The 26,493-nt window shown below is 70.9% G+C and carries 23 protein-coding genes and 1 pseudogene; 9 read left to right on the top strand and 15 right to left on the bottom strand.

Annotated elements, in window-relative coordinates:
- Positions 1-52: 52 nt before the first annotated feature.
- From ACFZCY_RS38570 to ACFZCY_RS38540, 7 genes are all read right to left on the bottom strand, one after another.
- Positions 53-1,786: a dipeptide ABC transporter ATP-binding protein gene (locus ACFZCY_RS38570; protein ID WP_391184438.1), complete on the bottom strand. Its 1,734-nt coding sequence runs from the start codon at positions 1,784-1,786 to the stop codon at positions 53-55.
- Positions 1,783-2,607, bottom strand: coding sequence for an ABC transporter permease subunit (locus tag ACFZCY_RS38565; protein ID WP_391184435.1), 825 nt, complete (start codon positions 2,605-2,607; stop codon positions 1,783-1,785). The genes ACFZCY_RS38570 and ACFZCY_RS38565 overlap by 4 nt, the downstream gene beginning before the upstream one ends.
- Positions 2,604-3,587 (bottom strand): ABC transporter permease subunit, encoded by a 984-nt coding sequence (locus tag ACFZCY_RS38560; RefSeq protein WP_391184432.1) that lies wholly within the window; start codon positions 3,585-3,587, stop codon positions 2,604-2,606. The genes ACFZCY_RS38565 and ACFZCY_RS38560 overlap by 4 nt, the downstream gene beginning before the upstream one ends.
- Positions 3,584-5,200, bottom strand: a complete 1,617-nt coding sequence (locus ACFZCY_RS38555; RefSeq protein ID WP_391184429.1) for an ABC transporter substrate-binding protein — start codon at positions 5,198-5,200, stop codon at positions 3,584-3,586. The genes ACFZCY_RS38560 and ACFZCY_RS38555 overlap by 4 nt, the downstream gene beginning before the upstream one ends.
- Complete coding sequence (locus ACFZCY_RS38550; protein WP_391184426.1) at positions 5,193-5,771, bottom strand: GNAT family N-acetyltransferase; 579 nt, start codon at positions 5,769-5,771, stop codon at positions 5,193-5,195. Before ACFZCY_RS38550 ends, ACFZCY_RS38555 begins: the two co-directional genes overlap by 8 nt.
- Positions 5,768-6,943, bottom strand: a complete 1,176-nt coding sequence (locus tag ACFZCY_RS38545; RefSeq protein WP_391184422.1) for an aminotransferase class I/II-fold pyridoxal phosphate-dependent enzyme — start codon at positions 6,941-6,943, stop codon at positions 5,768-5,770. Before ACFZCY_RS38545 ends, ACFZCY_RS38550 begins: the two co-directional genes overlap by 4 nt.
- 246 nt (positions 6,944-7,189) lie before the next feature.
- The gene (locus tag ACFZCY_RS38540) at positions 7,190-8,611 is read right to left on the bottom strand and encodes an FAD-linked oxidase C-terminal domain-containing protein (RefSeq protein WP_391184419.1); all 1,422 of its coding nucleotides are present in this window, start codon (positions 8,609-8,611) and stop codon (positions 7,190-7,192) included.
- 590 nt (positions 8,612-9,201) lie between these two features.
- Between ACFZCY_RS38540 and ACFZCY_RS38535 the strand changes: the two genes are divergently transcribed.
- The 5 genes from ACFZCY_RS38535 to ACFZCY_RS38515 are packed head-to-tail and all read left to right on the top strand — an operon-like array spanning position 9,202 to position 14,339.
- Positions 9,202-10,260, top strand: coding sequence for an ATP-binding cassette domain-containing protein (locus tag ACFZCY_RS38535; RefSeq protein WP_391184416.1), 1,059 nt, complete (start codon positions 9,202-9,204; stop codon positions 10,258-10,260).
- The gene (locus ACFZCY_RS38530; protein WP_391184413.1) at positions 10,257-10,427 is read left to right on the top strand and encodes a hypothetical protein; all 171 of its coding nucleotides are present in this window, start codon (positions 10,257-10,259) and stop codon (positions 10,425-10,427) included. Before ACFZCY_RS38535 ends, ACFZCY_RS38530 begins: the two co-directional genes overlap by 4 nt.
- Positions 10,424-11,785, top strand: a complete 1,362-nt coding sequence (locus ACFZCY_RS38525; RefSeq protein ID WP_391184410.1) for an NtaA/DmoA family FMN-dependent monooxygenase — start codon at positions 10,424-10,426, stop codon at positions 11,783-11,785. Before ACFZCY_RS38530 ends, ACFZCY_RS38525 begins: the two co-directional genes overlap by 4 nt.
- On the top strand, positions 11,785-13,122 hold the full coding sequence (locus ACFZCY_RS38520; protein ID WP_391184408.1) for an NtaA/DmoA family FMN-dependent monooxygenase: 1,338 nt from the start codon (positions 11,785-11,787) through the stop codon (positions 13,120-13,122). Before ACFZCY_RS38525 ends, ACFZCY_RS38520 begins: the two co-directional genes overlap by 1 nt.
- On the top strand, positions 13,119-14,339 hold the full coding sequence (locus ACFZCY_RS38515) for an acyl-CoA dehydrogenase family protein (RefSeq protein ID WP_391184405.1): 1,221 nt from the start codon (positions 13,119-13,121) through the stop codon (positions 14,337-14,339). The genes ACFZCY_RS38520 and ACFZCY_RS38515 overlap by 4 nt, the downstream gene beginning before the upstream one ends.
- Positions 14,340-14,419: 80 nt before the next feature.
- Here the strand turns inward: ACFZCY_RS38515 and ACFZCY_RS38510 are convergent, their stop codons facing one another.
- From ACFZCY_RS38510 to ACFZCY_RS38500, 3 genes are all read right to left on the bottom strand, one after another.
- The gene (locus tag ACFZCY_RS38510) at positions 14,420-15,664 is read right to left on the bottom strand and encodes a phosphatase PAP2 family protein (RefSeq protein ID WP_391184402.1); all 1,245 of its coding nucleotides are present in this window, start codon (positions 15,662-15,664) and stop codon (positions 14,420-14,422) included.
- 114 nt (positions 15,665-15,778) lie between these two features.
- A complete protein-coding gene (locus ACFZCY_RS38505; protein WP_391184399.1) occupies positions 15,779-15,949 on the bottom strand; it encodes a hypothetical protein in 171 nt (56 codons plus the stop codon).
- Positions 15,950-16,215: 266 nt separating this feature from the next.
- The gene (locus ACFZCY_RS38500; protein WP_391184568.1) at positions 16,216-16,290 is read right to left on the bottom strand and encodes a putative leader peptide; all 75 of its coding nucleotides are present in this window, start codon (positions 16,288-16,290) and stop codon (positions 16,216-16,218) included.
- 167 nt (positions 16,291-16,457) lie between these two features.
- On the opposite strand from ACFZCY_RS38500, the gene ACFZCY_RS38495 reads away from it, so the two are divergent.
- The 3 genes from ACFZCY_RS38495 (at position 16,458) to ACFZCY_RS38485 (ending at position 19,950) form a co-directional block, all read left to right on the top strand.
- A complete protein-coding gene (locus ACFZCY_RS38495; protein WP_391184396.1) occupies positions 16,458-16,613 on the top strand; it encodes a putative leader peptide in 156 nt (51 codons plus the stop codon).
- Between the two features lie 298 nt (positions 16,614-16,911).
- Positions 16,912-18,306, top strand: a complete 1,395-nt coding sequence (locus tag ACFZCY_RS38490; RefSeq protein WP_391184394.1) for an MFS transporter — start codon at positions 16,912-16,914, stop codon at positions 18,304-18,306.
- Between the two features lie 222 nt (positions 18,307-18,528).
- Positions 18,529-19,950 (top strand): sulfatase-like hydrolase/transferase, encoded by a 1,422-nt coding sequence (locus ACFZCY_RS38485; protein WP_391184392.1) that lies wholly within the window; start codon positions 18,529-18,531, stop codon positions 19,948-19,950.
- A 9-nt stretch (positions 19,951-19,959) separates the two neighbouring features.
- On the opposite strand, the gene ACFZCY_RS38480 is transcribed toward ACFZCY_RS38485, so the two are convergent.
- From ACFZCY_RS38480 to ACFZCY_RS38470, 3 genes are all read right to left on the bottom strand, one after another.
- Entirely contained in the window at positions 19,960-21,405 is a 1,446-nt protein-coding gene (locus ACFZCY_RS38480) for an NF041680 family putative transposase (protein WP_391184389.1), read from the bottom strand.
- 341 nt (positions 21,406-21,746) lie between these two features.
- On the bottom strand, positions 21,747-22,733 hold the full coding sequence (locus ACFZCY_RS38475; RefSeq protein ID WP_391184385.1) for an IS481 family transposase: 987 nt from the start codon (positions 22,731-22,733) through the stop codon (positions 21,747-21,749).
- An 87-nt stretch (positions 22,734-22,820) separates the two neighbouring features.
- Entirely contained in the window at positions 22,821-23,186 is a 366-nt protein-coding gene (locus tag ACFZCY_RS38470; RefSeq protein ID WP_391184381.1) for a VOC family protein, read from the bottom strand.
- A 96-nt stretch (positions 23,187-23,282) separates the two neighbouring features.
- Here ACFZCY_RS38470 and ACFZCY_RS38465 point away from each other — a divergent pair, with 96 nt between their 5' ends.
- Positions 23,283-24,248, top strand: coding sequence for a WYL domain-containing protein (locus ACFZCY_RS38465; RefSeq protein WP_391184378.1), 966 nt, complete (start codon positions 23,283-23,285; stop codon positions 24,246-24,248).
- A gap of 110 nt (positions 24,249-24,358) precedes the next feature.
- On the opposite strand, the gene ACFZCY_RS38460 is transcribed toward ACFZCY_RS38465, so the two are convergent.
- Both ACFZCY_RS38460 and ACFZCY_RS38455 read right to left on the bottom strand, forming a co-directional pair.
- Positions 24,359-25,471, bottom strand: a complete 1,113-nt coding sequence (locus ACFZCY_RS38460; protein WP_391184375.1) for an integrase core domain-containing protein — start codon at positions 25,469-25,471, stop codon at positions 24,359-24,361.
- A 104-nt stretch (positions 25,472-25,575) separates the two neighbouring features.
- Positions 25,576-26,417: pseudogene (locus ACFZCY_RS38455) on the bottom strand (helix-turn-helix transcriptional regulator).
- Positions 26,418-26,493: the final 76 nt, after the last annotated feature.

Raw genomic sequence — 26,493 nt, 5'->3', positions numbered from 1 at the left:
AGTCCAGCCGGTCAAGCAAGCCCGGTGTGATTCCACATCCCGGACGGCCTGCTCAGGACGGCTCCCGCAGCCGCCGGCCCGGCAGCGAGGCCAGAAGTTCGCGCGTATAGGGATGGCCCGGGGAGGTGAAGACCTCCTCCACATCGCCGCGCTCCACCACCCGTCCGTCCTTGAACACCAGCACGCGGTCGGTGAGGTGGTGCACGACGCCGAGATCGTGTGAGATGAACAGCAGGGACGTGCCCAGCTCGGACCGGAGGTCCGCGATCAGGCCGAGCACTTGGGCCTGGATGAGGACGTCCAGGGCGGACACCGGCTCGTCGCACACGATGATCTCCGGCTCGGCGATCAGTGCCCGCGCGATCGCCACGCGCTGGCGCTGCCCGCCGGAGAGCGAGCGGGGGCGGCGCGTGAGGTGATCGGCCGTCAGGCCGACGCGTTCCAGGGCTGTGGCGGCGAGGTCGCGCCGCTGGGAGCGGGAGGGGGAGGCGCCCGGCCGGTGGATGTTCTCCGCCAGCACCTGGCCCACCGTCCAGCGGGGGTCGAAGGAGCTCAGCGGATCCTGCGGCACGTACTGGACCAGCCGGCGCGAGGCCCTGCGCTCCCGCTCGGTCAGCGCGCTCCACGGGCCGCCGTGCAGTCGCACCTCGCCGGAGTCGGGCCGGGTGAGCGCGAGCACGATGTCGGCGCAGGTCGTCTTGCCCGAGCCGGATTCGCCGACGATGCCCAGCGCCTCCCCCCGGTGGAGCCGGAAAGACACATCGTCCAGAGCGGTGAACCGCTGCTGTCCGCCCGTGCGGCTCCGGCCGCTCGGTGCGTACGTTTTGGTCAGGCCGCGCGCCTCCAGGACCACCTTGCCCTCGGGTGCGTCGGCCCGCCGCGGAAGGCCGCGTACGGCGGTGTCGGTGGCCGTGGGCGCTGACGGGCGGTCTCCGGTGAGCCGCGCACCGCGTGAGGCAGCCGACGGGATCGCCGCCAGCAACCGCCGGGTGTACGCGGCCCGTGGGTGGCTCAGCACCTCGCGCACCGGCCCGTCCTCCACCACCCGGCCGCGCTCCATCACCAGGACGCGGTCGGCGATGTCCGCGACGACGGCCAGGTCATGGCTGATCAGCAGCAATCCGGTGCCCTCGGCGACGCGGGCGGCGAGCAGTTCGACGATCTGCCGCTGCACGGTGACGTCCAGCGCCGTCGTCGGCTCGTCAGCGATGATCAGTCGCGGTTCGGCGGCGATGGCGGAGGCGATCAGTGCCCGCTGCCGGAGCCCCCCGGACAGCTCGTGCGGGTAGGCGTCGATCCGCCGGTCGGGCTCGGGTATGCCGACGGCGCGCAGCGTGTCCAGCACGCGGCCGCGCACGTGGGCACGGGGCGCCAGCCGGTGGTGGCGGACCGGCTCGCCCACCTCCTGGCCCACGGTGCGCAGGGGGTCGAGCGAGACCAGCGCGTCCTGCAGGACCAGCCCCGCGAACCGGCCGCGCAGCGCGCGCCAGTCCCGCGCGGAGAAGCGCAAGCCGTCCCGGCCGTCCACCCGCAGAGCGCCCGCGCCGGTCACCGCCTCCCGGGGGTTCAGTCCGACGAGGGACCGGGCGGTGACGCTCTTGCCCGAGCCCGACTCGCCGACGATCGCCACGCACTCGCCGGGGTGGACGGCGAAGGAGACGTCGTGCACGGCCGGTACGGCCCCGCCGCGCGCGGGGAAGGTGACGCTGAGGGAGTCCACCTCGACGAGGGGCCCGCGGGACGCGTCCCGCGCGCTCGTGGACGTGGTGAGCGTGGGGGCGGTCATGGGGTCCTGCCTTCCAGGAGGAGTTGCAGCCGACGGCCCACGACGGTGAAGGCGATCACGGTCGCGGTCATGGACAGGCCCGGGAAGAGCCCGGCCCACCAGGCCGTACGGAGGATGTCGCGGCCCTCGGAGAGCATCACGCCCCACTCGGGGATCGGGGGCTGCGGGCCGAGGCCGAGGAAGCTCAGGCCGGACACGGCCACGATCGACGTACCGATGTCGATGGTGGCGATGACGGGGACGGCGACCAGGACGTTCGGAGCGATGTGCCGGGCCAGGATCCAGCCGCGGCCGCGGCCCTGGACGATGGCGTGGGTGACGTAGCCGGCATCCCTCACCGACCGGGTCTGTGCACGGATCACCCGGGCGAACTTCGGTACGCCCGACACCCCGATCGCCACGGCGATGTTGAAGACACCGGGCCCGGTGAAGACCACGACGAGCATCGCCAGCAGGACGCCCGGGAAGGCGGAGACCACGTCGAGCACGCGCGCCACGGCCTCGTCGACCACCCGGCCGGACAGTCCCGCGAGGACGCCGGTCAGCAGGCCGAGGACCAGGCTGATGAGCATGGCGGCCACGCCGAGCAGCAGGGAGTAGCGCGCCCCGTGCACCACCCTGGCGAAGACGTCCCGGCCCAGCAGATCGGTGCCGAACCAGTGCCGCGCGCTGGGCGCCTGCAGGGATTCGGGCATCGACGAGCGCAGCGGGTCGACGTCGCCGAACAGGCCGGGGAAGGCGGCGGCGAGCAGCAGCACGGCGATGAGCGCGGCGCACAGGGCGGTGCCGGCGTGGCGCAGCCATCCAGGACGTGGGGTCATCGGGTCCTCAGCCTCGGGTCGATGAGCAGGTTGACGATGTCGACGAGCGTGGAGATGACCACGTACGCGAAGGCGGCGAGCAGCACGACGGCGAGGACGACCGGCACGTCCTTGTTGGTGACGGCGGTCAGTGTGACGGCGCCGAGCCCCGGCCGGCCGAAGACGGTCTCGGTGATGACGGCGCCGCCGAGCAGGTTGCCGATCATCCAGCCGCCCAGGTTGATGACGGGTGGCAGCGCGTGAGCCAGTGCATGGCGCAGCCGCACCGGCGTCTCGCCGACGCCCCGCGCGCGGACGGTGGTGATGAACGGCTGCTCGAGGGCGGATTCCAGAGCCTCGCGCAGGACCTGTGACAGCAGCCCGGCCATGGGCAGCCCGAGGGTGACGGCGGGCAGGACCAGGGAGGCCGCGCCGCTGTCGGCGGTGATGGGGAACCAGTCCAGCTCGAACGAGAACACCATCAGCAGCAGGATGCCGAGCCAGTACACCGGCATGGAGGTGGCGACGAGCTCGGTCACCGAGGCCAGTGCGCGCAGCGGACGCGCCCGGCCGGCGGTACCGACCGCCACCGACAGCGCGAGGAGGAGGGCCAGCCCCGCCGCGAGCAGGGTCAGTTCGACCGTGGGCCACAGCTGGTCGCCGACGACGGAGGCGACCGGCTGCCGCATCGCGTAGGAGGTGCCGAGGTCGCCGTGGAGCAGCCGCCCCAGATAGTCGAGGTACTGCACAAGGGGCGGCCGGTCCAGGCCCCATTCGGCGGCGACCGCCTCGTGGGCTCCCGGATAGGTCTGGTCGCCCACCAGGATGTCTTCGATCTTTCCCGGCATGGCGTGCAGGACGGCGTAGGCGACGGTGGCGGCCGCCCACATCACCCCGATGCCTGTGGCGACCCGGGTGGCGACACGGCGCCAGGCCACCCCTGCCGCCCGCTTCCGGGACACCTCGGCGGGCCGATCCGTCGTGGCAGTGGCCGTGCTCATCGGCTGACCCGGACCGCGTAGGGGTTGGCGGGCGCGTCGAGCTGGGTCTCGAAGCCGAGCCCGTGGACCGCGTCGGACGCGGCGATCTGGTAGTGCGGCGCGAACAGCGGGACGATGTACGCGCGGTCCACGGCGCGCTGCTGGATCCGGGCGAGGAGCGGGCGCCGCTTGTCCAGGTCGGTGGTGGCCAGCGCGTGTTTGATCATTGCGTCGAGCTTTCTGTCGTAGCCGCGGACGTTGGCGTAGAGGAACTCGGTGCTGCCGAGGACCTGGTTGAGTTCCATCCCCGCGTCCAGCGGATTGAGCGTGTTCGGGTAGATGGTCCAGCTGCCTTTGGCCTTCTGGTCGGTGAACTCTCCGGCGGTGTTGATCTTCAGATCGAGGTCGAGGCCGATGTTCTGCCGCAGTTCGGCCTGGAGCGCCTCGATCAGCACGTCGCGGTTGTCGCGCACGTACGGCTGGGGGTAGCCGACTTCCAGGGTGAGCCGTTTGCCGTGTCTGGTGCGGTAACCGTCGCTGTCCCGCCCGGTCCAACCGGCCTCCTCCAGCAGGCGGTTGGCCTCCTTCGGGTCGTTGCCCCAACTGCCCTTCAGCGAGGCGTCGTAGTCGGGGTTGTCCGGGCCGATGTTGGACCACGCGCGGGGCACGGTGCCTCGGTAGACGGCCCGCACCACCGCGTCCAGGTCGGCGCCGTCCCGCAGCGCGCGCCGGACCCGTATGTCGGCGCCGGGCCCCCGGGCGTAGTTGACGTTGAGGGTGAACGAGGTCTGCCGGGACGGTCCGGTGCGGTACTGGAACCCCTTGACGCCCTTGAACAGCGGTACGTCCAGGGGCTGCACGCCCTCGATGACGTCCACCTGACCGGAGGAGAGCGCCCCGGATCGGGTGGAGTACTCGGGCAGGAAGCGGTACGTGACGGTGTCCAGATACGCGGGGCCGCGGTGCCTCGCGAAGGCGGGCGGCCAGTCGTAGTGGGTGTTCTTGCGGAAGCGCACGGACTGGCCCCGGGTGTAGCCGTCGAGGACGAACGGGCCGGTGCCGACCAGGGCCCGGCTCGCGTTGCACAGCGTGTCGCCCTTCTTCAGCGACGCGGGCGACAGGAAGCCGAGCTTGACGCTGGAGAGTGATTCCAGGAGCGAGGAGTCGGGCTTCTTCAGCTCGATGCGGAACGTGGTCGGGTCGGGCGCGGTGCTGCGCTTGTAGTTGACGAGCAGGCTGGCGGCGTCCGTGGCGTTCTCGGGGTCGGCGACATAGTCGAAGTTGGCCTTCGCGGCCTTCGCGTCGAAGTGGGTGCCGTCATGGAAGGTCACATCGTCGCGGAGCTTGAAGGTGTACGCCGTGCCGTCGTCGGAGACCTTCCAGCTCCTGGCAAGCCAGGGGGCGAAGGTCCCGTCCGGCTTCTTCCCGATGAGCGAGTCGACGTAATTGCGGATGACGATGAACGCGTTCTGCTGCGTGGAGCGGTGCGGGTCGAAGCACTGCGGCTCCGTGGTGACCCCCCAGGTGAGGGACGACCCGGGGGCCGACGCGCGGGAGCCCGCCCCGGACGGGGCACACCCGGCGAGCAGCAGCAGCAGCGCGCCGAGGGCGGCGAGCGGCCGGAGGTTACGCATGGCGGTGGGGCTCCTTTCCCCGCGCGGCATCCGGCGCGTGGGCCGGGCCGCTGCTCAGCCGCTTGGCGAAGCAGACGCTGTAGGGGTCGCGGCTGTACGGCGGATAGGGCGCGATGCGCCGCCAGCCCTCACGCGCGTAGAGAGCGGCGGCCTCCGGCTGCCGGTCGCCGGTCTGCAGCATCAGCTCCGCGATGCCCCGCTCGGCGGCGGACGCCTCGACGGCGGCCAGCGCGGCGGCGGCCAGCCCGCGGCCACGGTGGTCCGCACGGACGAACACCCGCTTGATCTCCCAGCGGTCACCGGGGAGCGCGCGGAGCGAGGCGGTCGCGACGGGATCTCCGGACGGGTCGAAGGCCACCCAGGTGACGGCGATCTCGTCGGTGGTGGGCGGTGGCGGCAGGTGCGGGCGCGGCCCGTACGGCGCGTACCGCGGCTTGATCTCCGCGTCCATCAGCGCCCGGAGTCCGGCGGCCGCCGGGTCGTCCCAGCCGACCGCCGCCCAGCGGATGGGGCCCTCCGGGGCGGGCGCGGGCCGCGGTGGAACGGAAGAGGCGGTCGGCGCGTGGGTCATCGGGCCGCCTCGGGCTTCAGCGCCGCGGCCAGCCGGCCGGCCGCGGTGGCGAAGTCGGCCTCGCCCACCGCTCCGATGCCGAGCCGGATACGCCCCGGGGAGCCGGCCCCGCCGGGTGGGGAGAAGTGGCTGCCGACGCCGAAGTCGGTGCCGAGCGCGTGGGCCCGGGTGCGCGCCGCCTGCAGGTCCACATCCTCGTCCAGCACCGTGGCCCACAGGAACAGCCCGCCCTGCGGCAGCGTGGCCTCGACGCGACCGGCGAGCACCGTGCCGAGCGCCGTGTGGAGGGCGAGGGCCCTGCGCCCGTACAGCGCCCGCGCGTCGGCGGTCACGCGCTCGAACAGGCCGGGCGTGGTGAGGAGGGCGGTGGCGATGGCCTGGGTGAAGGTCGAGGTGTGCTGGTCCTGGTTGGCGCGCAGCCGCGCCACCGCCGGGAGCAGCCACGGCGGGCCGACGATCCAGCCGAGGCGCAGGCCCGGCCCGAGGGTCTTGGAGAAGCTGTTGACGCGGACCACGCGGTCGCTGTCGGCGCTGACCTGGGGTACGTGGTGGCCGGAGTACCGCAGCTCGCGGTACGGGCTGTCGGCCACGATCGTGAAACCGTAGGTTTCGGCGAGTTCGACGAGCCGGAGGCGGGCGGGGGCGGGCAGGGTGGCGCCGGTGGGGTTGTGGAAGTCGGGCACGGTGTACAGCACCTTGGGGCGGGCGCCGCCTTCCAGAGCCCGCGCGAGGGCGTCGACGTCCAGGCCGTCGGGACCGGTCGCGACCGGCAGATACTCCACGTGGGAGCGGCCGAGGACGCGCAGCGCGAGGGGGTAGACAGGGTCCTCGAGGGCGACCAGGTCCCCGGGGTCGAGCAGCGCGTCGAAGACGAGCGACAGGGAGTGCAGCGCCCCGTTGGTGACGAACACCCGGTCCGCGCCGACCCCTTCGTGGTGGCCGATCCACTCGCGCAGCTCCGGGGTCCCCTCCACACCGGAGTACTGGAACGCACCGGCCGCCGACGGGCCGCCGAGCACGCCGGCGGCGGCCTCGGCCAGCTCCTTGATGGGCAAGGCCGCGTCGGCGGGGGTGCCGCTGGTGAGCGGGAGGAAGCCGGGGACTCCGGCCGGTGGAGGGGGGCCGAAGCCGCCCAGGGCGGTGGTGTCGGCGCCGCGGCGGGACAGGGGCATGGTGTCTCCTGGTGAGGGGGTGACGAGGCGAGGGGGGGGCAGGCGAAGCGTCCGCGGCGGGAGCGGCGCCGGGTCCCGGGGCTAGGTCCTGTCCGGCGGATCTTCGTGGATCAGGCCGCGGCGTCTGGTGCCGTGCATCGCAAGGCGGAGGATCGTCCTCGTACTGGGCGTACTCGGACGACTCCGACAACGCAGCGAGGTGCGGTGCCAGGCGCCGCGGTCCCGCGAAGATCCGCCGGACAGGGCCTAGAGGGCCTTGCCCGGGTTGAGGATGCCGTGCGGGTCGAACACGGCCTTGACACTCCGCTGGAGCGCGAGCCCGGCTGCCCCGAGCTCGTCTTCCAGCCAGCGGCGCTTCGTGGCGCCCACCCCGTGCTCGCCGGTGATCGTGCCGCCCAGGGCCAGGGCCCCGCGTACCAACTCATCGGCGGCGACGTCGAGTTCGGGCGGCGGCGGGGCGGCGGGGTCGGTGCCCTCGGGCACGGGCCGCGAGAGCACGGGGTGGAGGTTGCCGTCGGCCGCGTGAGCGACGGCGGCGAAGTCCAGCGCGTGGCGCCGCCCGATCCGCTCCAGCTCCTCGTACATGCCCGCCACCCGGGACTTGGGCACGGCGACGTCCTCGCCGACCGACCACACCGGGCGGGTCCGGCCACGCCCGGAGCGGCGCAGCTCCCACAGCCGCTCGGCCTCCCGCTCGTCGGTGACCAGGTGTGCGTCCCCGCCCGTGCGGCGCAGCGCCGCGACGACGTCGGCGGCCTCGGCCGCGGCCGCGTGTCCGTCCGTCTGCGCCAACAGCAGGACGTGCCCGCCGTCGGTGAGCCGGGAGCCGCTGTACTCGTCGATGTTGCGGAGACTGGCATTGTCGATGAGCTCGGCGATCGCCGGAACGACACCCGCGCGCGAGATCTCCCGGACGCCGTCCAACGCCCCCTGTACGGACGGGTAGTACGCGCTGACCGTGGCCGTGGCGACGGGGAGCGGGCGCAGGCGCACGGTCGCGCCGACGATCACGCCGAGGATGCCCTCCGAGCCGACGAACAGGGCCGTCAGGTCCAGCCCCGTGACGCCTTTGACGCTGCGGTGGCCGGTGCGCAGGGCGGTGCCGTCGGCGAGGACGACATCGAGGGCGAGCACCGAGTCGCGGGTGACCCCGTACTTCGCGCAGCGCAACCCACCCGCGTTGGTGGCGATGTTTCCGCCGATCGTGGAGATGGCGTGGCTGGCCGGGTCGGGGGCGAAGTACAGCCGGTGTTCGGCGAGCGCCTTGTTGAGATCGGCGTTGATCACCCCCGGCTGGACGACGGCGACCTCGTCCTCGGGCGAGATCTCCACGATGCGGTCCAGCCGTTCCGTGCTGAGCACCACACATCCGTCGACGGCGGACGCCCCGCCCGACAGTCCCGTACCGGCGCCGCGGGTGACGACGGGGACGCGGTGGCGGTGGGCGAGCCGCAGGACGGCCGCGACCCCGTCCGCGTCAGCGGGACGTACGACGGCGAGCGCGCGGACATCCGTCCGTGCCGCGGCGGCCCCGGAGCGATCGTGGAGGTAGGGAAAGGTGCGCTCGTCGTCGACGAGCGACGCGCCGTCCTCGGCGAGAGCCTCACGGAGTTCCCGGAGGAACACGCGCTCGGCGTCGTGGGACACAAGAACCTGATGGCTAGTCACTATTACTTCCTCGTGGGCCTCATGGCCTCACCGGCGCACGTCGGGCGCTCGTCGGTACTCGTATCGACGTGGGGCGAGGACGGGGACGACAGGGCCGCCGCTCACAGGACGGCCCTTGGGGGAAGTCACACCTGAGGGAACCCACCGGGAGGCCGGGCAGCGGGAGAACGTGGCGCCCGCACTCGTACAAGAGGGTGCCCGCAGGCAGGAATCAGCGCCTCAACAACACTGCGCGCTCACCACTCGACCGAAGTCGACGTGGTGGCGGTGCACCAGAAACACGGAGGCCATGGCCGTCACGAAACACTGCCACCCGTCGAGCGGTCAAGTGGCCACCACCATGCGGCAACCCTCCACTCCCCCGCCCATCTCAGGATGCGGTCCGCCCTTGACCTCCGACGTTGAGGGCTGTGAGCATCCATCCCCATGTCGCGGAACCGTCGCTTCACGCGCCGACGCACGGTCGATCACATGATGATCACCAGTGCCGCCTGTTTCTCTCACTGAACCTCACCCCCGCTCGGGGCAGGCCGTCTCCCCCTTCGACGTGCCCGCCCGCACTCCCTCCAGAGCGTCGAGGAGTCCACGCGGTGATCCGTGTAGAGAAACTGCAGAAGACCTACGGCACCGGCACCCGCGCGCGGCCGGTGCTCCACGGAATCGACCTGAACATCGCGCGGGGCACCATCCGTGCCGTCGTCGGGCCCAGCGGCGCCGTAAAGGGCACCCTGGCCCGCTGCGTCAACCTGCTCGAACGCCCCACGTCCGGGCGCGTATGGGTGGCCGGAACCGATGTGACCGACCTTCCGGAGCGCGAGCTGCGCCATGCCCGGCGGGCCATCGGAACGGTCTTCCAGTCCGCCAACCTGCTGCGCAGACGCACGGCGGCGGAGAACGTCGCGGTGCCACTGCGGTACCTCGGTGTGACCGCCCGGGACGAGAAGCGCCGCGTCGCCGAACTGCTGGAGCGGGTCGGCCTCACGGACCGCGCCGACTCCTACCCTGCCCAGCTCTCCAGCGGCCAGCGCCAACGCGTCGGCATCGCACGGGCCTTGGCCCGCCGCCCCAGGGTGCTGCTGTCCGACGAAGCCACCTCCGGTCTCGACCCCGACGCGACCCGGTCCGTCCTCGCCCTGCTGCGCGAGCTGCGTACGGATCGGGGCCTGGCCATCCTCCTCATCACCCACGAGATGGAGGTGGTCCGTGAAGCGGCGGACACCGCGATCCTGCTCCGCGACGGGCGCGTGGCCGAGTCAGGGCCCGTCGATCAGCTCGTGGCCGATCCGCGGTCCGCACTCGGCAACGCGCTGCTGCCCGACCGCCCGTTCGCACAGGAGCGGCCGGGGCTGGGCACCTGGCGCGTCACCTATCAGGGGCACGAGGTGCCCACGGACTGGCTGACGCGGCTCGGTGCGGACCACGGGCTCGACGTCCACGTCTTGTCCGCGACCGTGGAGGAGATCGCCGGACGGGTAGCCGGCCGGGCGACCATCGCGATCGACGAGGACCGGGCCGACGAGCTGACATTGGCCCTGGACGGCTGGGGAATCCACGCCGAACCACTGCCCCCGGGCGGGCCCCTCGTGCCCGAGGAGCCATCGGTGCCCTCCGACCCCGTGCGCGAGGCGGTCGCGGAGACGGCCGTATGAGCACCGAACTCGACAACCTCTGGCCGCTGCTCTTCCCCGCGATCGGCCAGACCCTGCAGATGGTCGCGGCCGTCATGCTCATCGTCGTCACCATCACACACGACCTCGACGTGGAGACCCAGCCCGCGAGGCTCCCGACCGACCATCGACAGCGAGCCGCCCCATGACCAGCGGAACCGGCAGGCGCCACCTGCACCTCAACGTCAACATCTTCCAGTCCGGGATCTTCGCCGGCGCGTGGCGCGCCCCGGACGGCGACCCGCGCGCCGCCTTCTCCCTCGACCACTACATCACCACCGCCCGCATCGCCGAGGCCGCGAAGCTCGACGCCGTCTTCCTCGCCGACACCCCGGTCCTCACCCCCGACATCGCCCACCGCCCGGAATACGCCCTCGAGCCCACCGTGATCCTGGCGGGGATCGCGGCGCACACCAGCCGCATCGGCCTGATCGCCACCGCCTCCACCAGCTACAACGAGCCCTACAACATCGCCCGCCGGTTCGCCGCGCTGGACCACCTGAGCCGGGGCCGTGCCGGCTTCAACGCGGTGACCACGGCCGGTCCCGCCGCCGCCCGCAACTTCGGGCTTCACCAGGCACCGGCCCACCGCGACCGCTACCGGCGCGCCGCCGAGTTCGTCGAGGTCGTCGGCGCCCTGTGGGACAGCTGGGACGATGACGCCCTCGTCGGCGACGCCGCGCGGGGCGTGTTCGCCGACCCGGACCGTATCCGCACGATCGACCACGAGGGCACGTTCTTCCGGGTGCGAGGACCGCTGAACACTCCGCGACCGCCGCAGGGCCGCCCCGTCCTCGTCCAGGCCGGCGGATCGCCCGACGGCATCGAGCTGGCGGCCGCGCACGCCGAGGCCGTGTTCAGCGCCGCGCAGACGCTCGACGAGGGCAAGGCGTACTACCGGGCGGTCACATCCCGTGCCGCCGAGCTCGGCCGCGACCCCGGCCACATCGTCGTGCTGCCCGGCCTGTCCACGGTGGTCGCCGCCACCCGCGACGAGGCACTGGAGCGGCTGAACAGCCTGCAGGACCTCATTCCGCTCCGCTACGGCCTGGACCGGCTCGCCGCCCTCCTCGGCATCGACGCCGAAGCCCTCGACCCGGACGCGGAACTGCCGTGGGACCTCATCGGCCCCGCCGAGAACGTCCAGGGGCTGCAGACCTTCTTCACCGTCACCACCGAACTCGCCCGGCGCGAGCGGCTGACCGCCCGGCAGCTGATCCGGCGGCTCGGCGGCGGGCTCGGCCACCGTGTCGTCGCCGGGAGCCCGGCCGATATCGCCGACACCATCGAGGAGTGGTTCAGCGAAGGCGCGGCCGACGGTTTCAACCTGATGCCCGATGTGCTCCCCAGCGGGCTCGCGGCCTTCGCCGAGCACGTGATCCCGGAACTGCGCCGCCGGGGACTGTTCCGTACGGAGTACGCGGGCACCACACTGCGCGACCACTTCGGCCTGGTCCGGCCCCCGGTCGCCCGGCCCGCTCACGACACCGTGGAGGCGATCGTCTGATGCCACGTCCCCTCAGCTTCCTCGTGAACATCACGGGGGCCGGCAACCACCCCGGAGCGTGGACCCTGCCCGGCCGGGCCCCGGACGCGTACATCGACCCCGAACACCATCTGCGCGTCGCCCGCACCGCCGAGCGCGGCGCCCTCGACGGGGTGTTCCTCGCCGACATCCCCGCCCTCCACGGCGACATCGGCCAGGGCCCCGGGCAGGCCCTGGAACCGTCGATGCTGCTGACCTACCTCGCCGCCGCCACCGAGCGAGTCGGGGTCGTCTTCACCGGCTCCACCACCTTCAACGAGCCCTACAACCTCGCCCGCCGTGTGCTCTCGCTCGACCACGCCTCGGGCGGGCGCGCCGGCTGGAACGCGGTGGCCACCTTCTTTCCGGAGGCGGCACGGAACTTCGGCCTCGACGCACCCCTGGATCACGACACCCGCTATCGCAGGGCGGAGGAGTTCATCGGCCTGGTGCACCGGCTGTGGGACTCCTGGGAGGGTGACGCGCTCATCGCCGACACCGTCGGCGCGCGCTTCGCGGACCCCGACCGGATTCACGCCGCGGACCACACAGGAGAGTTCTTCGACGTCGCGGGGCCGCTCAACGTACCGCGATCGCCACAGGGCCGCCCGGTGACGCTGCAGGCCGGGGCCTCATCGCAGGGGCTGGCGCTCGCGGGACGCTTCGCCGAGGCGGTCTACACCCCGCTGCTCGACGCGGAGGCGGCCCGCGGCTACCGCGCCCGGCTCGCCGAGCAGGCGCACCGGTACGGACGGGATGGGTCCGGTATCCGGTTGCTGCCCGGCCTCACCCCCGTGATCGGCAGCACCGAGGCCGAGGCCCGTACCCGCTTCGCCACGCTCGAGGCGGGCGTACGCGAGGACGCGCGGCAGATCGGCCGGGTGGCCCGTACGCTCGGCCTCGACCCCGCCATCACCGACCCCGAAGCGCCCCTGACCGCCGCCCAGTTGGCGGGACCACCACCGGGCCGGCTGCCCACCGGCTTCTTCCGCGCCCACGTCGAGATCGCCCGCCGCGAGGGGCTTTCCCTCGCCGGGCTCGCCGCGCGCACCATCGGCGGCCACCGCTCGGTCGTCGGCACCCCCGAGCGGATCGCCGACGACATCACCACGTGGTGGTCGGCCGGCCTCGTGGACGGCTTCACGCTGCTGCCCGACGCGCTCCCCGACGGCCTGGAGGTCTTCGTCGACCACGTCGTGCCGATCCTCCGCGCTCGCGGCGTCTTCCGCCACGGTTACACCGGCACGAACCTCCGCGACCACCTGGGACTTCCCGTACCGGCATCGTCATACGAGCAGAAAGGGGCCGCGGCCCTATGAGCACCAGTACGGTCCACCGGCCCGGAACCGTTTCGCTTCGGGGCCTCCTCGACCGCGTACCGGAGCTGACCGCCGCCCTCGCCGTCGACGCGGCGCGCCGCGAGGCCGCGCGGGAGCTGCCGTACGCGGCCATGGACGCGGTGCGGGCCAGCGGCATCGGGGGCCTGCGGGTCCCGGCGGCGTACGGCGGTCCGGGGGCGAGCCTGGTGGACCTCTTCCAGGTCGTCATCGATCTTTCGGAAGCAGACTCCAATGTGGCGCAGGCGCTGCGCCCGCACTTCGGTTTCGTCGAGAAGCTCATCAGCGACGGCACGGAGGCGGAACGCGAGCGGTGGTTCACGGCGGCCCTCGCGGGCGAGCTGTTCGGCAACGCCACCGGGGAGACCGCGGCCAAGCATCCCGGAGACATCCACGCGGCGCTGACACCCGACGATGACCGCTACCGGCTGAGCGGTACGAAGTACTACAGCACCGGCGCTCTGTTCGCCGACTGGGTGGTGGTCGCCGCCAAGGACCACCGGGACCGGCGGGTGCGCGCCGTCGTGCCGCGCGGCCGCCCCGGTCTGCGGCTGGTCGACGACTGGGACGGCATGGGTCAGCGCATGACGGCCAGCGGCACCACGGAGCTGGACGACGTCGTGGTGCACCCGCACGAAGTCGTCGTGGACGAGGCCGTGGGTGTGCGCCGGACCCATCTCGGCGCGTACCACCAGCTCTTCCTCGCCGCCGTGGAGACCGGCATCGCCAAGAACGCGGCGCGCGACGCCATCGGCTACGCCCGCGACCGCGCCCGCGCCGTCCGGCACAGCGGCGTCGAGCATGCGGTCCGGGACCCCTTCGTGCAGCACACCGTGGGCGAGATCGCGGCGCTCGGGTACGGGGCGGAGGCCACTGTGCTCCGCGCGGCCGCAGCCATCGACCGGGCGCTCGCCGACGCCCCTGGCGAGGACGGCGTCGCGGGCTCCGAAGCGGCGCTCGCGGAGGCTGCCACGGAGGTGGCACAGGCCCAGGTGGTCGCCGCCCAGGCGGCGCTGCGGGCGGCGGAGCGGCTGTACGACGTGGGCGGGGCCTCCGCCACCCGGCGGGAGTTCAACTTCGACCGCCACTGGCGCAACGCGCGGACGCTCGTCAGCCACAATCCGATCGCCCACAAGGCGCGCGTGGTGGGCGACTTCCTCCTCAACGCCGAGGCCCCGCCCCTGACCGGCTTCTTCTGAGAGCCGCCCCGTTGAGGGAACCCGCACGTTGGGGGCGCGCCGTGACGGCGCGCCCCCAACGTGCGAGATGAGGAGCCACGTCAGCGCAGGAGCCGCCCGGACTGGCGCAGCACGTGGGCGGCCACCTTCTTGCCGAGCGTGACGCCGGCCTCGTCCGCGGAGCGGGTGTGGATGCCGGAGAAGATCCGTGCGTCGACGTTGTCCGCCGTCAGCTGGTGCCAGCTGGTGTACTCGCGGGTCACCCCCGGCGCAGTCGGGCTGGTCACCTCGAACGGCGCGGTGCGCGGGCCGATGAGGGCGGACAGGATGCCCTCAGCCGACCCCGAGTAGGTGGTGTGGCCGCTCGGATAGTCCGGGTGCGCCGGGGTGTTGTGCAGCGGCGTCCACGTGGGATCGGTGTCGATGGAGCCGGTGCGGATCGCGGTGACCGGGCGCCAGCGCAGGTACGTGTACTTGGTGTCGGAGGTCGCGATCTGTGTGTCCACCGACGCGACGTGGAACAGCGCGACCAGCTTCGCCCGCTCCTCCACCGGCCCGGCGGACCGGGCCAGCGCCACCCTCAGCGGCTTGTCGTAGAGGGTCAGCGACGAGCCGTACCAGAAGGTGGCCGTCTCCGTCTGGCGGGCGGTGCGCCGCGTGCTGTCCTTGGCGCCGTAGGCGCGCACTTCGGCCAGGTCGGAGCGGTACTGCCGGGAGTCCAGCGATGGCGGCGGCCCGAGCCGGAACTGGTCGGGGCCCGCCAGCGCGAAGGGCCGGGCGAGGCGGTTGCCGTACTGCGTGGCGGGGGCGTGGTCGGGCGGCGTCGGCTGCCACACGCCGGGTGCGGCGGGCGGCACGGTGAACGGGGCGATGACTGAGGCCGGGTCCAGTCCGTCTCCCTCCCGGGACGCGAGGACGGACCGGGCCTGCCGCTCGCCGGCCGCCACGCCCCGGTCCTCGGCGCCACCGTCCGGGATCGCTTCCAGGGTCCGGCGGAACGCCGCGTCGAGCTGCTCGGTGCGTGCCGGGGCGAGGGCGACGAGGGAGCTGTGCACGGCGGAGGCGAGCGCCGCGTCCTGGTAGTCGCCTCGGCTGACACCCGCTGGAACGTCGCGCGTGGCGCGTGCCGCGGCCAGCCAGCTCACCGCCCAGGTGCGGCTGTTGGTCACCTGGGTGGGCGCGCCGGCCGACGCGATCGTCTCGGCGGTGGTGTCGTACCAGTCGAGGACCACCGACGTACGGGGCTCGGCGGGGGCCGCCTCGGCGGTGGGGGCCAGCGCCGAGGCGGCCAGCAGCGACGCGGCACCGAGGGTCACCAGCAGCGGTCGGGTACCTGTCGGACTCACAAGAGACTCCTGAGGTCTGATATGTGGAGGGACGGTGGGAGACGGTCAGCTGTGGCGGGCGTGGCGGCTGCGCGGCCGCTCCTGCCCGTAGTGCTCGCGCAGGGTGGTGCCGGTCTACGCGGTGCGGAACAGCCCGCGTCCGCGGAGGATCGGCACCACCTGGTCCGCGAAGTGGTCGAAGCCCTCGGTCAGCCACGGCGGCATGACGTTGAACCCGTCCGCGGCCCCCTGCTCGAACCAGACCCGTATCTGGTGGGCGACCTGCTCGGGCGTGCCCGCGACCACACGGTGGCCGCGCGCCCCGGCGAGGCGGTACAGCAGCTGAAGCGAGTACTCCGGGATCCGCGGAGAAGTCCCGGCCGCTCGCCGGCGTCTGGTGGGGGGATGCAGCCGGCCAGCAGCAGAGTGCTGGTCACAGTGGCCAGGACGAGTGGGGCGTGCCTGGGCATACGGGTTCCCGGGTGCAGGGCGTACGGCGTCGGTGCGTACGGAAATCGACTGATCGCGGGCGGAGAGTTCTCGCGCGAGTGAGAGGTGTTCGCGGCTGGAGTTCAGCTACACAGCGCGGCGGTGAGGCGCATCAGATCGACAGCGCGCCGCCGCGTGAACCGCGGGAAAGTCGGCATGCCGCCGAAGCTATATACGACACCAAGAGAGGGTCAAGCGTGTGTTCGCCTTCCCGGGGTTCCGCAATGACGACTTCGTGCGGCTGCCATGCGCGCGTTACAGTGCCCCGCCACATCCTCTCTGTGACGCGAACGCCCCCTCCACCGCGGGGCCGTTGTCCCAGTCCATGAGATCGCTCCGGTCTCACTTGAGCGGCGGACAGGAGCCGACCATACCGTCGGCCATGTCAGACGCCGTCGGCCAGCTCGTGGTCCGTCTCCCCCTCGTGGGACGGCTCCACGTCGACCTGTGCCGCCAGTCCAGCGCCTGTTGTCGTCTCTGATCCGGTCTGATCCGGGATTCCAGGCAGGTTTGCCCCGGGTGACGGTCCTCTGTGACCACCTTCGCGGCGATGATCCCGCTCACTCGGGCGTCCTCGCGTCCACACCGGTGACGCTCACGCACCCGCCGCGGGGTTCTCGTCCTTCTCTCCCGGCCACGCCTGCCGGGTGACGCGATGCGCGCGGAGCCGCGCGCCGGTCCCACCTCAGCCCTCTTCGTACATCACCGCGCCGTGAACCGTCCCCGGCGTCACATCGACAGCGGCGCGCCCGCGCATGCAACGAAACGGTAGTCCGACCATGCCCGACACACCGCTCACCTCCCCGCCAACCGACAAGCGCACCAACCGGCGGAGCCTTCGTACGGTGGTGCTGTCCAGCCTCCTGGGCACCACGGTGGAGTGGTACGACTTCTTCCTCTACTCCACCGCCGCCGGCCTCGTCTTCGGCAAACTGTTCTTCCCCACCGGCAACGACACCGTCGGCACCATCCTCTCCTTCGCCACCTTCGCTGTCGGCTTCCTGGCGCGCCCCATCGGTGGCCTGCTCTTCGGCCACATCGGCGACAGGATCGGCAGGAAACGGACCCTCGCCGTCACCATGGGCGTGATGGGCGGCTCCACCACGCTCATCGGTCTCCTGCCGACGTATGAGACGGCAGGCATCTGGGCCCCGATCCTCCTGCTCGTCCTCCGCGTCGCCCAGGGGGTGGCGCTCGGCGGGGAGTGGGCGGGCGCCGTACTGCTGTCCGCGGAGCACGGCCCGGCCGGTCGCAAGGGCCGCTACGGCAGCTACCCGCAGATCGGGCTGGCGCTGGGGCTGGCCCTGGGGACCGGTGTTTTCGCCCTGCTCAGCAACCTGCTCAGCGACGAGGCGTTCCTGAGCTACGGCTGGCGAGTGGCCTTCCTGGTGAGCCTGGCGCTGGTCGTCCTCGGTATCGCCGTACGGCTGAAGGTCGACGAGACCCCGGCCTTCCAGCAGATCGAACAGCGCCAGGCAGCGTCCCGGGTCCCGCTGGCCCAGCTGCTGCGGAATCCCGGAACCAGGCGCCACACTCTGCTCGGGATGGCGGCCAGGTGGGGCGAGGGCGCCGCGTTCAACACCTGGGGCGTTTTCGCGATCACCTACGCCACCTCGACGCTGAAGCTGCCGCGCACCTCGGTCCTGCTCGCCGTCACCGTCGCCGCGCTGCTGATGGCCGTGCTGATCCCGCTGTCCGGTTCCCTGGTGGACCGGCAGGGCGCGCGCCGGACGTACATGACCGGCATCGCCCTGTTCGGGCTCGCCGTGTTCCCCGCCTTCCTGCTGTTCCGGTCCACCGGAATCTGGGGATTCGCCGTGACGCTCGCGGTGACGCTGGGAGTGGTCCACGCCTACTTCTACGGTGCCCAGGGCACACTCTTCGCCGCCCTGTTCCCGCCGGAGGTGCGCTACACGGGCATGTCCGTCGTCTACCAGCTGTCCGGTGTCTTCGCCTCCGGCATCACGCCCCTCCTCATGACGACCTTCCTCGCCCTGGGCCACGGCACACCCTGGATCGCCTGCGGGTACCTCGCGGCCACGGCGGCCGTCAGCGTCTGGGCGACCTCACGCATCCGGTCGTCCGACATGTACTTCGCGACCGGGTCCGCATCCATCCATGGCCACCCCGCCGAGCTCCCTCCGGAACACACCCCGGCCTCCGCGGCCCGGTAACCCTCCCGCGCCGACGCTCGTCTGCCCGCGACATCGCCCTCGATCCAGGGGCGCGGTCGCGGGGGCGCGTCGTCCTCGGCGACTACGGCGCTCGGCACGACCGCCCGACCGGGTGTGTTGCAGCGATATGTAACGAGCATGAACATCGGATGAGGGCAGCTCGCGAAGAGTTGTCCGCAGCGCCGGTGGCCCCCAGCGTTGATCACTATGAACGATCCCAGGATGTCCCGACGCCTCTTCCACGGCCTGATGGGTGGCAGCGCGCTGACCGCGGCAGGTGTGACCGCCGCCGGACCGGCCACCGCGAACGACAAGGCCGGCAAGGAAACGGAGGAACGGCCCTTCCGTTCCCGCTCGGACGGCGCTGCGGTCCGCCGGCCCAACCTGCTGGTCATCCTGGGCGACGATCTCGGCTGGGCCGACCTGTCGTCCTATGGCGCGCCGCACATCAAGACCCCGCACCTCGACCGCCTCGCCCGGCAGGGTGTGCGCTTCACCAACGCGTACTCCGGCTCGGCGACCTGCTCCCCCACCCGGTTCAGCCTCTACACCGGCCGTTTCCCCGGCCGGACGAAGGGCGGACTTGCCGAGCCGGTCAGCGACCGCTCCCAAGGGCTGGACCCGCATCATCCGACCCTCGCCTCGCTGCTCAAGGCGGCCGGTTACGCCACCGCTCTGATCGGGAAGTGGCACTGCGGCTGGCTGCCCGACTACAGCCCGACGAAGTCCGGCTGGGACGAGTTCTTCGGCAACTTCGGCGGCGTCCTGGAGTACTTCTCCAAGCTCGGGCAACTCGGCGAGTACGACCTGTTCGAAGGCGACACCAGCTACAAGGACCTGCGCTACTACACGACCGTTCTCACCGAACGGGCCGTCGAGTACGTCAGCCGTGACCACGACCGGCCCTGGCTGCTCAACCTCAACTTCACCACCCCCCACTGGCCATGGCTCGCGGAGGGCGACGCCGCCACCGGAGCCGAGATCGCCGCGAAGATACGGTCGGCCAAGGACCATGCCGATGTCGTCACCGCGCTGAACCACTACGACGGTGGTTCCGTCGCGAAGTACACGGAAATGGTGGAGAGCCTGGACGCCGCCGTCGGCGAGGTCCTCGCGGCGCTGCGGCGCTCGGGCCAGGAGGACGACACCCTGGTGCTCTTCGCCAGCGACAACGGCGGGGAACGCTTCTCCTACAACTGGCCGCTCAGCGGAGAGAAGTTCTCCTTGCTGGAGGGCGGCATCCGGGTGCCAACCATCCTGCGCTGGCCGTCCCGGATCGGCACGCGCCAGGTCAGTCACGAGCCGAACTTCTCGCCCGACTGGACCGCCACCCTGCTGGAGGTGGGTGGCGCCCGACCGGACCCGGCATATCCGCTGGACGGCACCAGCCTGGCCGGCTACCTGCTGCGCGGAGAAGCGCCGCGTGACCGTGACCTCTTCTGGCGGGTGCGGGACAACCGGGCACTGCGGCGTGGCGAGTGGAAGTACTACCAGGACGCCGACGGCAAGGACCACCTGTTCAACCTCGCGCAGGACGCACGGGAACAGGCCGATCTCGCTCCCGACCGGCCGGAGCTGCTCACGGAACTCAAAACCTCCTGGGAAAGGACAGCCGAGGAGCTGCTTCCCTATCCTGCGGCCTGAGCTTGGCGTTTAACGCGGGTGAGCTTGGTGTTCCTTGATCGATTCGGCGCGTTTGACCGTCTTGCCGACGTCGTGGTGCCTGGCTCGGTGCCTGTTTTTCGAGCCGGGAGGCCGTCCCGGCCCTGGCCGGGACGGTTTCGGTGCGGCCGCAGGACGGGCCGTGGTCGCGCGGACGTTGCGAAACCCCCGCCGCACCCGGGCGGGGGTGAGGCGGCGGGGCTCGGCCGGTCGTTCCCAGGGGCGGCGGAGGTCCTCGGCGAGGGGGCGGGCCAGGCGGAGCTGGGTGTGGGCGGCGATGATGAGCCAGGTCCACAGGTCGGCGGTGTCCGCGTGGCGGAATTTCGGGGCTGTCCAGCCGAGGGTCTGTTTCATGAGCCTGAAGGTGTGCTCAAGATCGAATCTGCGGAGGAAGCACTGCCACCAGCGCTCCACGTCCGCCGGTGTGGCGGCGGTGGCCGAGCACCAAAGCCAGACCGCTTTCGGGTCGCGATCGCCCGGCAGGCGCTCGACCTGGAGGCGGATCAACCTGCCGTGCAGGATGGGCAGTTCCTCTTGCGCGTGGTCCAGCCAGGGGCCGCGGTGGGTGAGTCGGGGGTGCATCCGGGCCCAGGCTCTGGCCTCGGCCTTGCCGTAGTGGGTGGTGTCCGTGACCGTGGTGACCTCGGGTTCGTGCCAGCTGTCGGGCTTGGCGAAGGCCAGGACGCCGCCGTGCCGACGCGGCCGTCCGCCCTTCGGCCCGGAGCGGGCGGGGCCGGGGTCGCGGAGCATAACGCGGTCCGAGCGCAGGCGTCCGACCAGGACGACGGGCAGGTCCGCCAGAGCGTGGGAGAGGTAGGCGACGTCGTAGCCGGAGTCCATGACGATCCAGATCTCCGGATCACCCGCCCGCCACTGCCGGGCCTGGATCAACCGCTCGACGACGTCTCGTAGTTGGGCAGCGGTGACGGCGGTCGCGTCGTCCGCCTGCCCGAGGCGCACGGCGTCCAGCAACGCGACCCAGGAGGTCCGGCCGGTCTCCAGGGCGGCGACGAAGGAGTACGGCCAGCCCGGCACGAACTGATCCGTCTTGCGGTCTCCGCGCCCGTAGACGTGGCAGAACAGCCGGTCGTCGCTGGTCGGGGCGTCCGGGCGGAGCCAGTTGCTGACATCCACGGCCAGTACGATGCGCCCGTCGGCCGCCCTCGGCAGCGGCAGGCCGGCCAGCGTGCGGCGCAACCGCGTCGGCTCCAGCCAGCCCCGATCCAACGCGGCATACAGGGCCCCGTGCCCCCGCCGGTGCTCGGCCTCCAGGCAGAGCTCGACCAGGGTCTTCACCGGTCCATCAGTGCACAAGACCGCGTCAGTGATCTCGAAGAGCGCGTCGGCACGGCTGTACAGGCAGTCGTAGAAGTCGACCCGAAAGCGGGACAACACCCTCAATGCCTCGCCTGCGGGCGCATCGACGGGGAGACTCATAGGCAGCGGCCGTTCTTTCGTGCTTCGTTACTCGACATCTCGAAGCGTGAAGAACGGCCGCGTCACATGCCCCCGGTTCCCTGGGATCTCAGCAGGTCGAGTGACCTGCGACGTTAAACGCCAAGCTATGTCACCGCCCTGATGGACGCGCTGGGCTGAGCCAGGCGGTCCAAGGGGGGCGGGCACGGCGGCGAACCGCGACTGCCGTGCCCTGCCTCGATTCGAACAGCGACATCGCCCGCCGTGACCACTCCCCAAGATCCGTGCCAGAACCCAGCTCTCAGCGACAAAGCCACCGACAGACTCGTCAACCAGGTTCGCAGTCGACTTCATCGCTGCGGCTAGGTGTACTGACCGGGCACGTTGATCAATCGTGAGAATGGCGGCTGGTTGTCGCACGCGGTGTGGGGCCGGTGGTGGTTGTACTGGTGGAGCCAACCGGCCAGTGCGTCGCGTCGTTCTTGCTCGCTGGTGTAGCAGCGGGCGTAGGCCCAGCCATCGGCCATGGTGCGGTGGAAGCGCTCGACCTTCCCGTTCGTCTGCGGGCGGTAAGGGCGCGTGAACTTCGAGGTGATCGAAAGCGCTTCGCAGTTGTCGCGCCACAGGTACGAGCGGTACGCGCCGCCGTTGTCCGACAGGACCCTCTCAATGGTGACGCCACGGTCAGCGAACCAGTCGACAGCCCGGTGCAGGAAGCCGACGGCGGTGACGGCTGTTTCGTCGTCGTGGACCTCGGTGTAGGCGACGCGGGAGTGGTCGTCGATGACGGTGTGCACGAATGCGTATCCGACCTTCGGGCCGCCGTAGGCGTTGCGTGACTTGCTCTGCGTCGCGGCGCGGTGCTTCTCGCCTTGGTGGCGGCCGACGTAGCGCCAGCCGCCACCGTCGGGGATGTTCCCGAGCTTCTTCACGTCCACGTGCACCAGTGATCCCGGTTGGTCGTGCTCATACCGGCGGACGGGCTCACCGGTCTCACGGTCGACGTAGGCGAGTCGGTTCAGGCGGGCCGATCGCAGGATTCGATGCACTGTCGACGGGGCGATATTGAGTCTCGCAGCGAGCTGGACCGGCCCTTCCCGCAGACGTAGTCGCAGGCTGACGCACCTCTTCGTCACGGTCTTGGGTGTCTTGGCAGGAGAGCTCCGCGGTCGTGAGGATCGGTCCTGCATGGACTCGCCTGCGAGGTAGCGATCGACCCAGCGCTTCACGGTCGGCCAGGACACCTGGAAGCGGGCCGCGACTTCGCTGACTGGCCAGCCGTCGTCAGCGACGAGTCGAGCGACTTTCAGCCGGTGGCGCGGGGTGAGGGCCGCGTTCGAATGCGACATTTCTGAGCTCCTGGACAGGCTGAAAGGCCGGCCATGGTGTGTGGCCGGCCCTTCAGCTTGGAGATATGCGGGGAGGGATAGTGCAGGTCAGTCGACCGGGGAGACTCGGATGAGGTTGCCGTCAGGGTCCGTAATCACGAACGTGCGGCCGAAGACAGCATCATGCGGCTCCTGCACAACGTGGACCCCCTTCGAGGCCCACCTCTTGAAGATCTCGTCAATCGCCTCCGATGGCCCCGGAACCATGAGTCCGATCTCTGTCGTACGAGGGAGGATCGGGACCGCGTGCTCGCTGTAGCCCGTCCACAGTGCGAACAGGACACTGGGGGCAGCCTCGAAGGCTACGTAGTGGGGACTGGTGAAGGTCGGTTCGATCTCGAACAGGTCGCTGTAGAAGGCGGTGGCGGCCTCGGCGTCGCGGACGCCGATCAGGAACAGGTTCGGTGCGGGCATGGAGTGCTCCTCAACTCGTTGATTACTCGGTCCAGCACCCAGCGGATCACCCAATCGCGACGGGACCTGTCACCTTTTCTGAGAACATGGGTAAGCATGAAGGCTTCAAGGCTCCTGCATCTCCTGCTGCTCCTGCAGACCCGTCAGCGGCTCACTACCACGGAGCTCGCCGCGCGTCTTGAGGTGTCCCGGCGGACTGTGCTGCGGGACGTCGAGGCGCTATCGACAGCGGGCGTGCCCGTCTATGCCGAACGTGGGCGGAACGGCGGGATCGTCCTGCTCCCCAGTGCACGGCTCAACGCATCCCATCTGGAACCACCAGAACTGGAGGCCCTATCCGTGGCCGGCTTGGACAGCGCACTACGTGAGCGAATGGGTCTAACTGCGGTGTGGGAGTCGGCCGAGCGCAAGATCGCCGCCCGCCAGGCTGCTGCACCTGAGTCGCCGAGCCCGCTGCGGCTGGCTGACCTGGTGCTTGTCGACAGCACCGCGTGGTTTGCTGCCCCCGAGGCAGCGGTCGAAGTATCGGCTCTGGCCTCGACCCTGCGACACCGGCGACGCCTTCGAATCCTGTACCGGCGCAGCGCCGAGAGCCAGGCCTCGACACGGGTGGTCGACCCGTACGGGATCGTGGCGAAATCAGGTCGCTGGTATCTCGTCGCCGATGACCAGGGCGACAGCCGGCTGCTCGCTCTGGAACGACTATCGGCCTTCGAACAGCTAGACGCACCAGCCGTGCTCCAACCAGGCGAAACCCTCCGCACCAGATGGGCCGTGTTGAAGAAACGCACTGAGGAGCAAGATCGCGTGAGCGTGACCATCCGCCTGCCGGAAAAGGGGCTCGACCTGGCGCGGCGCATCCTCGGCACCCGCATCCACCATGTCTCCGACGCGGAAAAAGGCTCGTGCGTCGTCGTCGTGCGCTACCCCGACATCGAGTCGGTGCGTCAGCTTCTTCAGTTCGGCGACCACATCGAGGTGCTCAACCCTGAGACGGCCCGCGCACGCATCAGTCAGCTCGCCAGGGACCTGACTAACAGACACTCAACTCCCGCATCGTGATTGCCGATCAGGTCCCCTGTTCTCAATCAACGTGCCCGGTCAGTACAGCAGGCTGGTGCGCGTGGATGTGACGGGGTGTCTTCGGTGCGTGAAGGGCGTCAATATTCCGATCAAGCTGCTGAGCTGGGCCTTTCCTGTGGCTGGTGAGGCAGTGTTAGTGGCGTGGTGTGGTACTCGTTGAGCAGTCCACCGAGTACCTGTCGGCGCCTGACCGTGCCAGCGGGTAAAGGGATGATGTTCGGGTCATCGTCCGGGGCGCGTAGGTCCAGACTGCGGTGGGGCCGCCCGGTGTTGTAGTGCTCGGCGTACGCAGTGAGGACCGTGCGCAGGTGTCGTTCGCCGGTGATGAGGAGGCGGTCGGTGCATTCGGCGCGGGCTGTGCGTATCCATCGTTCGGCGAACGCGTTTGATCGGGGGCTTTGCGGCGGAGTCGGGATGACGGCTGTGCCGTTGCACGCGAAGACCGCGTCGAATGCGGCGGTGAACTTGCTATCCCGGTCACGGATAAGGAACCGGAAATGCCCGGCTCTGTCCTCCAAGTCCATGAGCAGGTTGCGGGCGAGTTGGGTGACCCATACGCCGGTGGGGCGGGCGGTGACGCCCAGGATATGGACGCGCCGGGTGGCGATCTCCATAACGAAGAAAACGTAGAGACGTTTGAGGAAGACGGTCTCCACGCGCATGAAGTCGCAAGCCAGCAGCGTGTGGGCCTGGGAGCGCAGGAAGGAACGCCAGGTCTGCTGGGATGCGCGCCGCGGTGCGGGCGGTAGACCGGAGCGGCGCAGGACGCGTCGGATCGTGGCAGCGGCGACCCGATGACCAAGCCGTCGCAGCTCGCCTTGGATCCTGACGTACCCCCAGGTCGGGTTCTCCCTCGCCAGGCGCTGGATGAGGGCGACCATCTCGTCCGGCAACGGTGGCCGGCCGGGCCTGACCGGTGCTTGGCGCCCTTTCCAGCGCACCAGACGGCGGTGCCAGGTCAGCAGCGTGCCGGGGGTGACCAGCCGATGGCGGCGTGGAGCGGGCGGCAGGTGCCGTGCAAGAGCGGAGAGCACGGCACGATCGGCCCACAAGATCCGCGGCCGCTCAACCTGTCGGCGCAGCACAGCGACCTCATGACGAAGCGCCAGGATCTCGGCGTTGCTCGCTGCGGACGAACGGCCCAGCAGAAGAAGGCAGCCCAGTAGCCGGTAGAAGATCAGATAGAGCAGTCGCAGGCCCACGATCAATGATCATGCCCAGACTCGGAAGATCTCAAAGCCCCAGGTCAGCCACCGTACGGCAATAAAGACACCCTTCACGTGTCCGAGTGTTCTGGTGTGCATGGTCAGCTTTCTTGGATCGTGGTCGGGTGCCCGCCGCGGGACGGTTCCGTGGTGGACGTCGCCGCGAGGCTCGCGAGCGGTCGCAGGCGCTCCTCGCTGGGCGAGCCGGGCTCCGCGGTGTAGATGAGGAAGGACAGGCCGGGCTCGGCGGTCAGCTCCATCCCCTCGTAGGTCAGCGTGAGGTCGCCGACCTCGTGGTGGTGGAACTGCTTGGTGCCCGCGATCCGTGGCGGCGTACGTTGTGGGCTCCCCAGCGGGTGCGGAATTCGACGCTGCACGTGGACAGCTCGCCGATCAGGTCGTGCAGCTGCTTGTCCCGGGGATCCCGGCCGGCTTCGGTGCGGAGGATCGACACGGTGATGTCCGCGGCCGCCTCCCAGTGGGGGTAGAACGCCTTGGCCGTTTCGTCGAGGAAGCAGTAGCGCGCCAGGTTTCCCTGCCCGGGGCCATCGAACACCTCGTCGTAGAACGCGGGCCCGAGGGCGATGGCGTCCAGCGCGCGGGCCAGGCTGACCCTGGGCACCCACGTCTTCGTCCTGCGCCTGCGCACGGGCCGTGCCGCGCCATTGGCCGCCCGGGCGAGGTCGAAGAGGTGCTCACGCTCGGCGTCGTCCAGTTGCAGCGCCCGGGCGAGCGACTCCAGGACGGCGTCGGACACGCCGGCCAGGTGGCCGCGCTCGATCTTGGCGTAGTACTCCGGGCTCACGTCCGCGAGCATCGCCACCTCGCCGCGGCGCAGGCCGGCCACCCTGCGGTGTCCGGAGACCGGCAGGCCGGTCTGCTCGGGAGTGAGGTTCGCTCGACGGGACATGAGGAACTCCCGTGCTTCGTTCCTGGCGTCCATGCGTTCCACGCTAAGGCGCGAAGCCGCTGTCAGGGACGCCCTGCCAGTACACCCCTCACCGGGGTCTCCCTCGCTC

Source organism: Streptomyces sp. NPDC007983 (genome assembly GCF_042958345.1).
GTDB lineage: Bacteria > Actinomycetota > Actinomycetes > Streptomycetales > Streptomycetaceae > Streptomyces.
The sequence above is the reverse complement of the archived record's forward strand: the minus strand, read 5'-3'. Positions and strand labels throughout refer to the sequence as shown.

What these genes read in the sequence shown, in the direction of transcription:
- ACFZCY_RS38570 (WP_391184438.1), bottom strand. Translation starts at nt 1,786, where the DNA reads ATGACCGCCCCCACGCTCACCACGTCCACGAGCGCGCGGGACGCGTCC.
- ACFZCY_RS38565 (WP_391184435.1), bottom strand. Translation starts at nt 2,607, where the DNA reads ATGACCCCACGTCCTGGATGGCTGCGCCACGCCGGCACCGCCCTGTGC.
- ACFZCY_RS38560 (WP_391184432.1), bottom strand. Translation starts at nt 3,587, where the DNA reads ATGAGCACGGCCACTGCCACGACGGATCGGCCCGCCGAGGTGTCCCGG.
- ACFZCY_RS38555 (WP_391184429.1), bottom strand. Translation starts at nt 5,200, where the DNA reads ATGCGTAACCTCCGGCCGCTCGCCGCCCTCGGCGCGCTGCTGCTGCTG.
- ACFZCY_RS38550 (WP_391184426.1), bottom strand. Translation starts at nt 5,771, where the DNA reads ATGACCCACGCGCCGACCGCCTCTTCCGTTCCACCGCGGCCCGCGCCC.
- ACFZCY_RS38545 (WP_391184422.1), bottom strand. Translation starts at nt 6,943, where the DNA reads ATGCCCCTGTCCCGCCGCGGCGCCGACACCACCGCCCTGGGCGGCTTC.
- ACFZCY_RS38530 (WP_391184413.1), top strand. Translation starts at nt 10,257, where the DNA reads ATGAGCACCGAACTCGACAACCTCTGGCCGCTGCTCTTCCCCGCGATC.
- ACFZCY_RS38525 (WP_391184410.1), top strand. Translation starts at nt 10,424, where the DNA reads ATGACCAGCGGAACCGGCAGGCGCCACCTGCACCTCAACGTCAACATC.
- ACFZCY_RS38520 (WP_391184408.1), top strand. Translation starts at nt 11,785, where the DNA reads ATGCCACGTCCCCTCAGCTTCCTCGTGAACATCACGGGGGCCGGCAAC.
- ACFZCY_RS38515 (WP_391184405.1), top strand. Translation starts at nt 13,119, where the DNA reads ATGAGCACCAGTACGGTCCACCGGCCCGGAACCGTTTCGCTTCGGGGC.
- ACFZCY_RS38495 (WP_391184396.1), top strand. Translation starts at nt 16,458, where the DNA reads ATGAGATCGCTCCGGTCTCACTTGAGCGGCGGACAGGAGCCGACCATA.
- ACFZCY_RS38490 (WP_391184394.1), top strand. Translation starts at nt 16,912, where the DNA reads ATGCCCGACACACCGCTCACCTCCCCGCCAACCGACAAGCGCACCAAC.
- ACFZCY_RS38485 (WP_391184392.1), top strand. Translation starts at nt 18,529, where the DNA reads ATGTCCCGACGCCTCTTCCACGGCCTGATGGGTGGCAGCGCGCTGACC.
- ACFZCY_RS38480 (WP_391184389.1), bottom strand. Translation starts at nt 21,405, where the DNA reads ATGAGTCTCCCCGTCGATGCGCCCGCAGGCGAGGCATTGAGGGTGTTG.
- ACFZCY_RS38475 (WP_391184385.1), bottom strand. Translation starts at nt 22,733, where the DNA reads ATGTCGCATTCGAACGCGGCCCTCACCCCGCGCCACCGGCTGAAAGTC.
- ACFZCY_RS38470 (WP_391184381.1), bottom strand. Translation starts at nt 23,186, where the DNA reads ATGCCCGCACCGAACCTGTTCCTGATCGGCGTCCGCGACGCCGAGGCC.
- ACFZCY_RS38465 (WP_391184378.1), top strand. Translation starts at nt 23,283, where the DNA reads ATGAAGGCTTCAAGGCTCCTGCATCTCCTGCTGCTCCTGCAGACCCGT.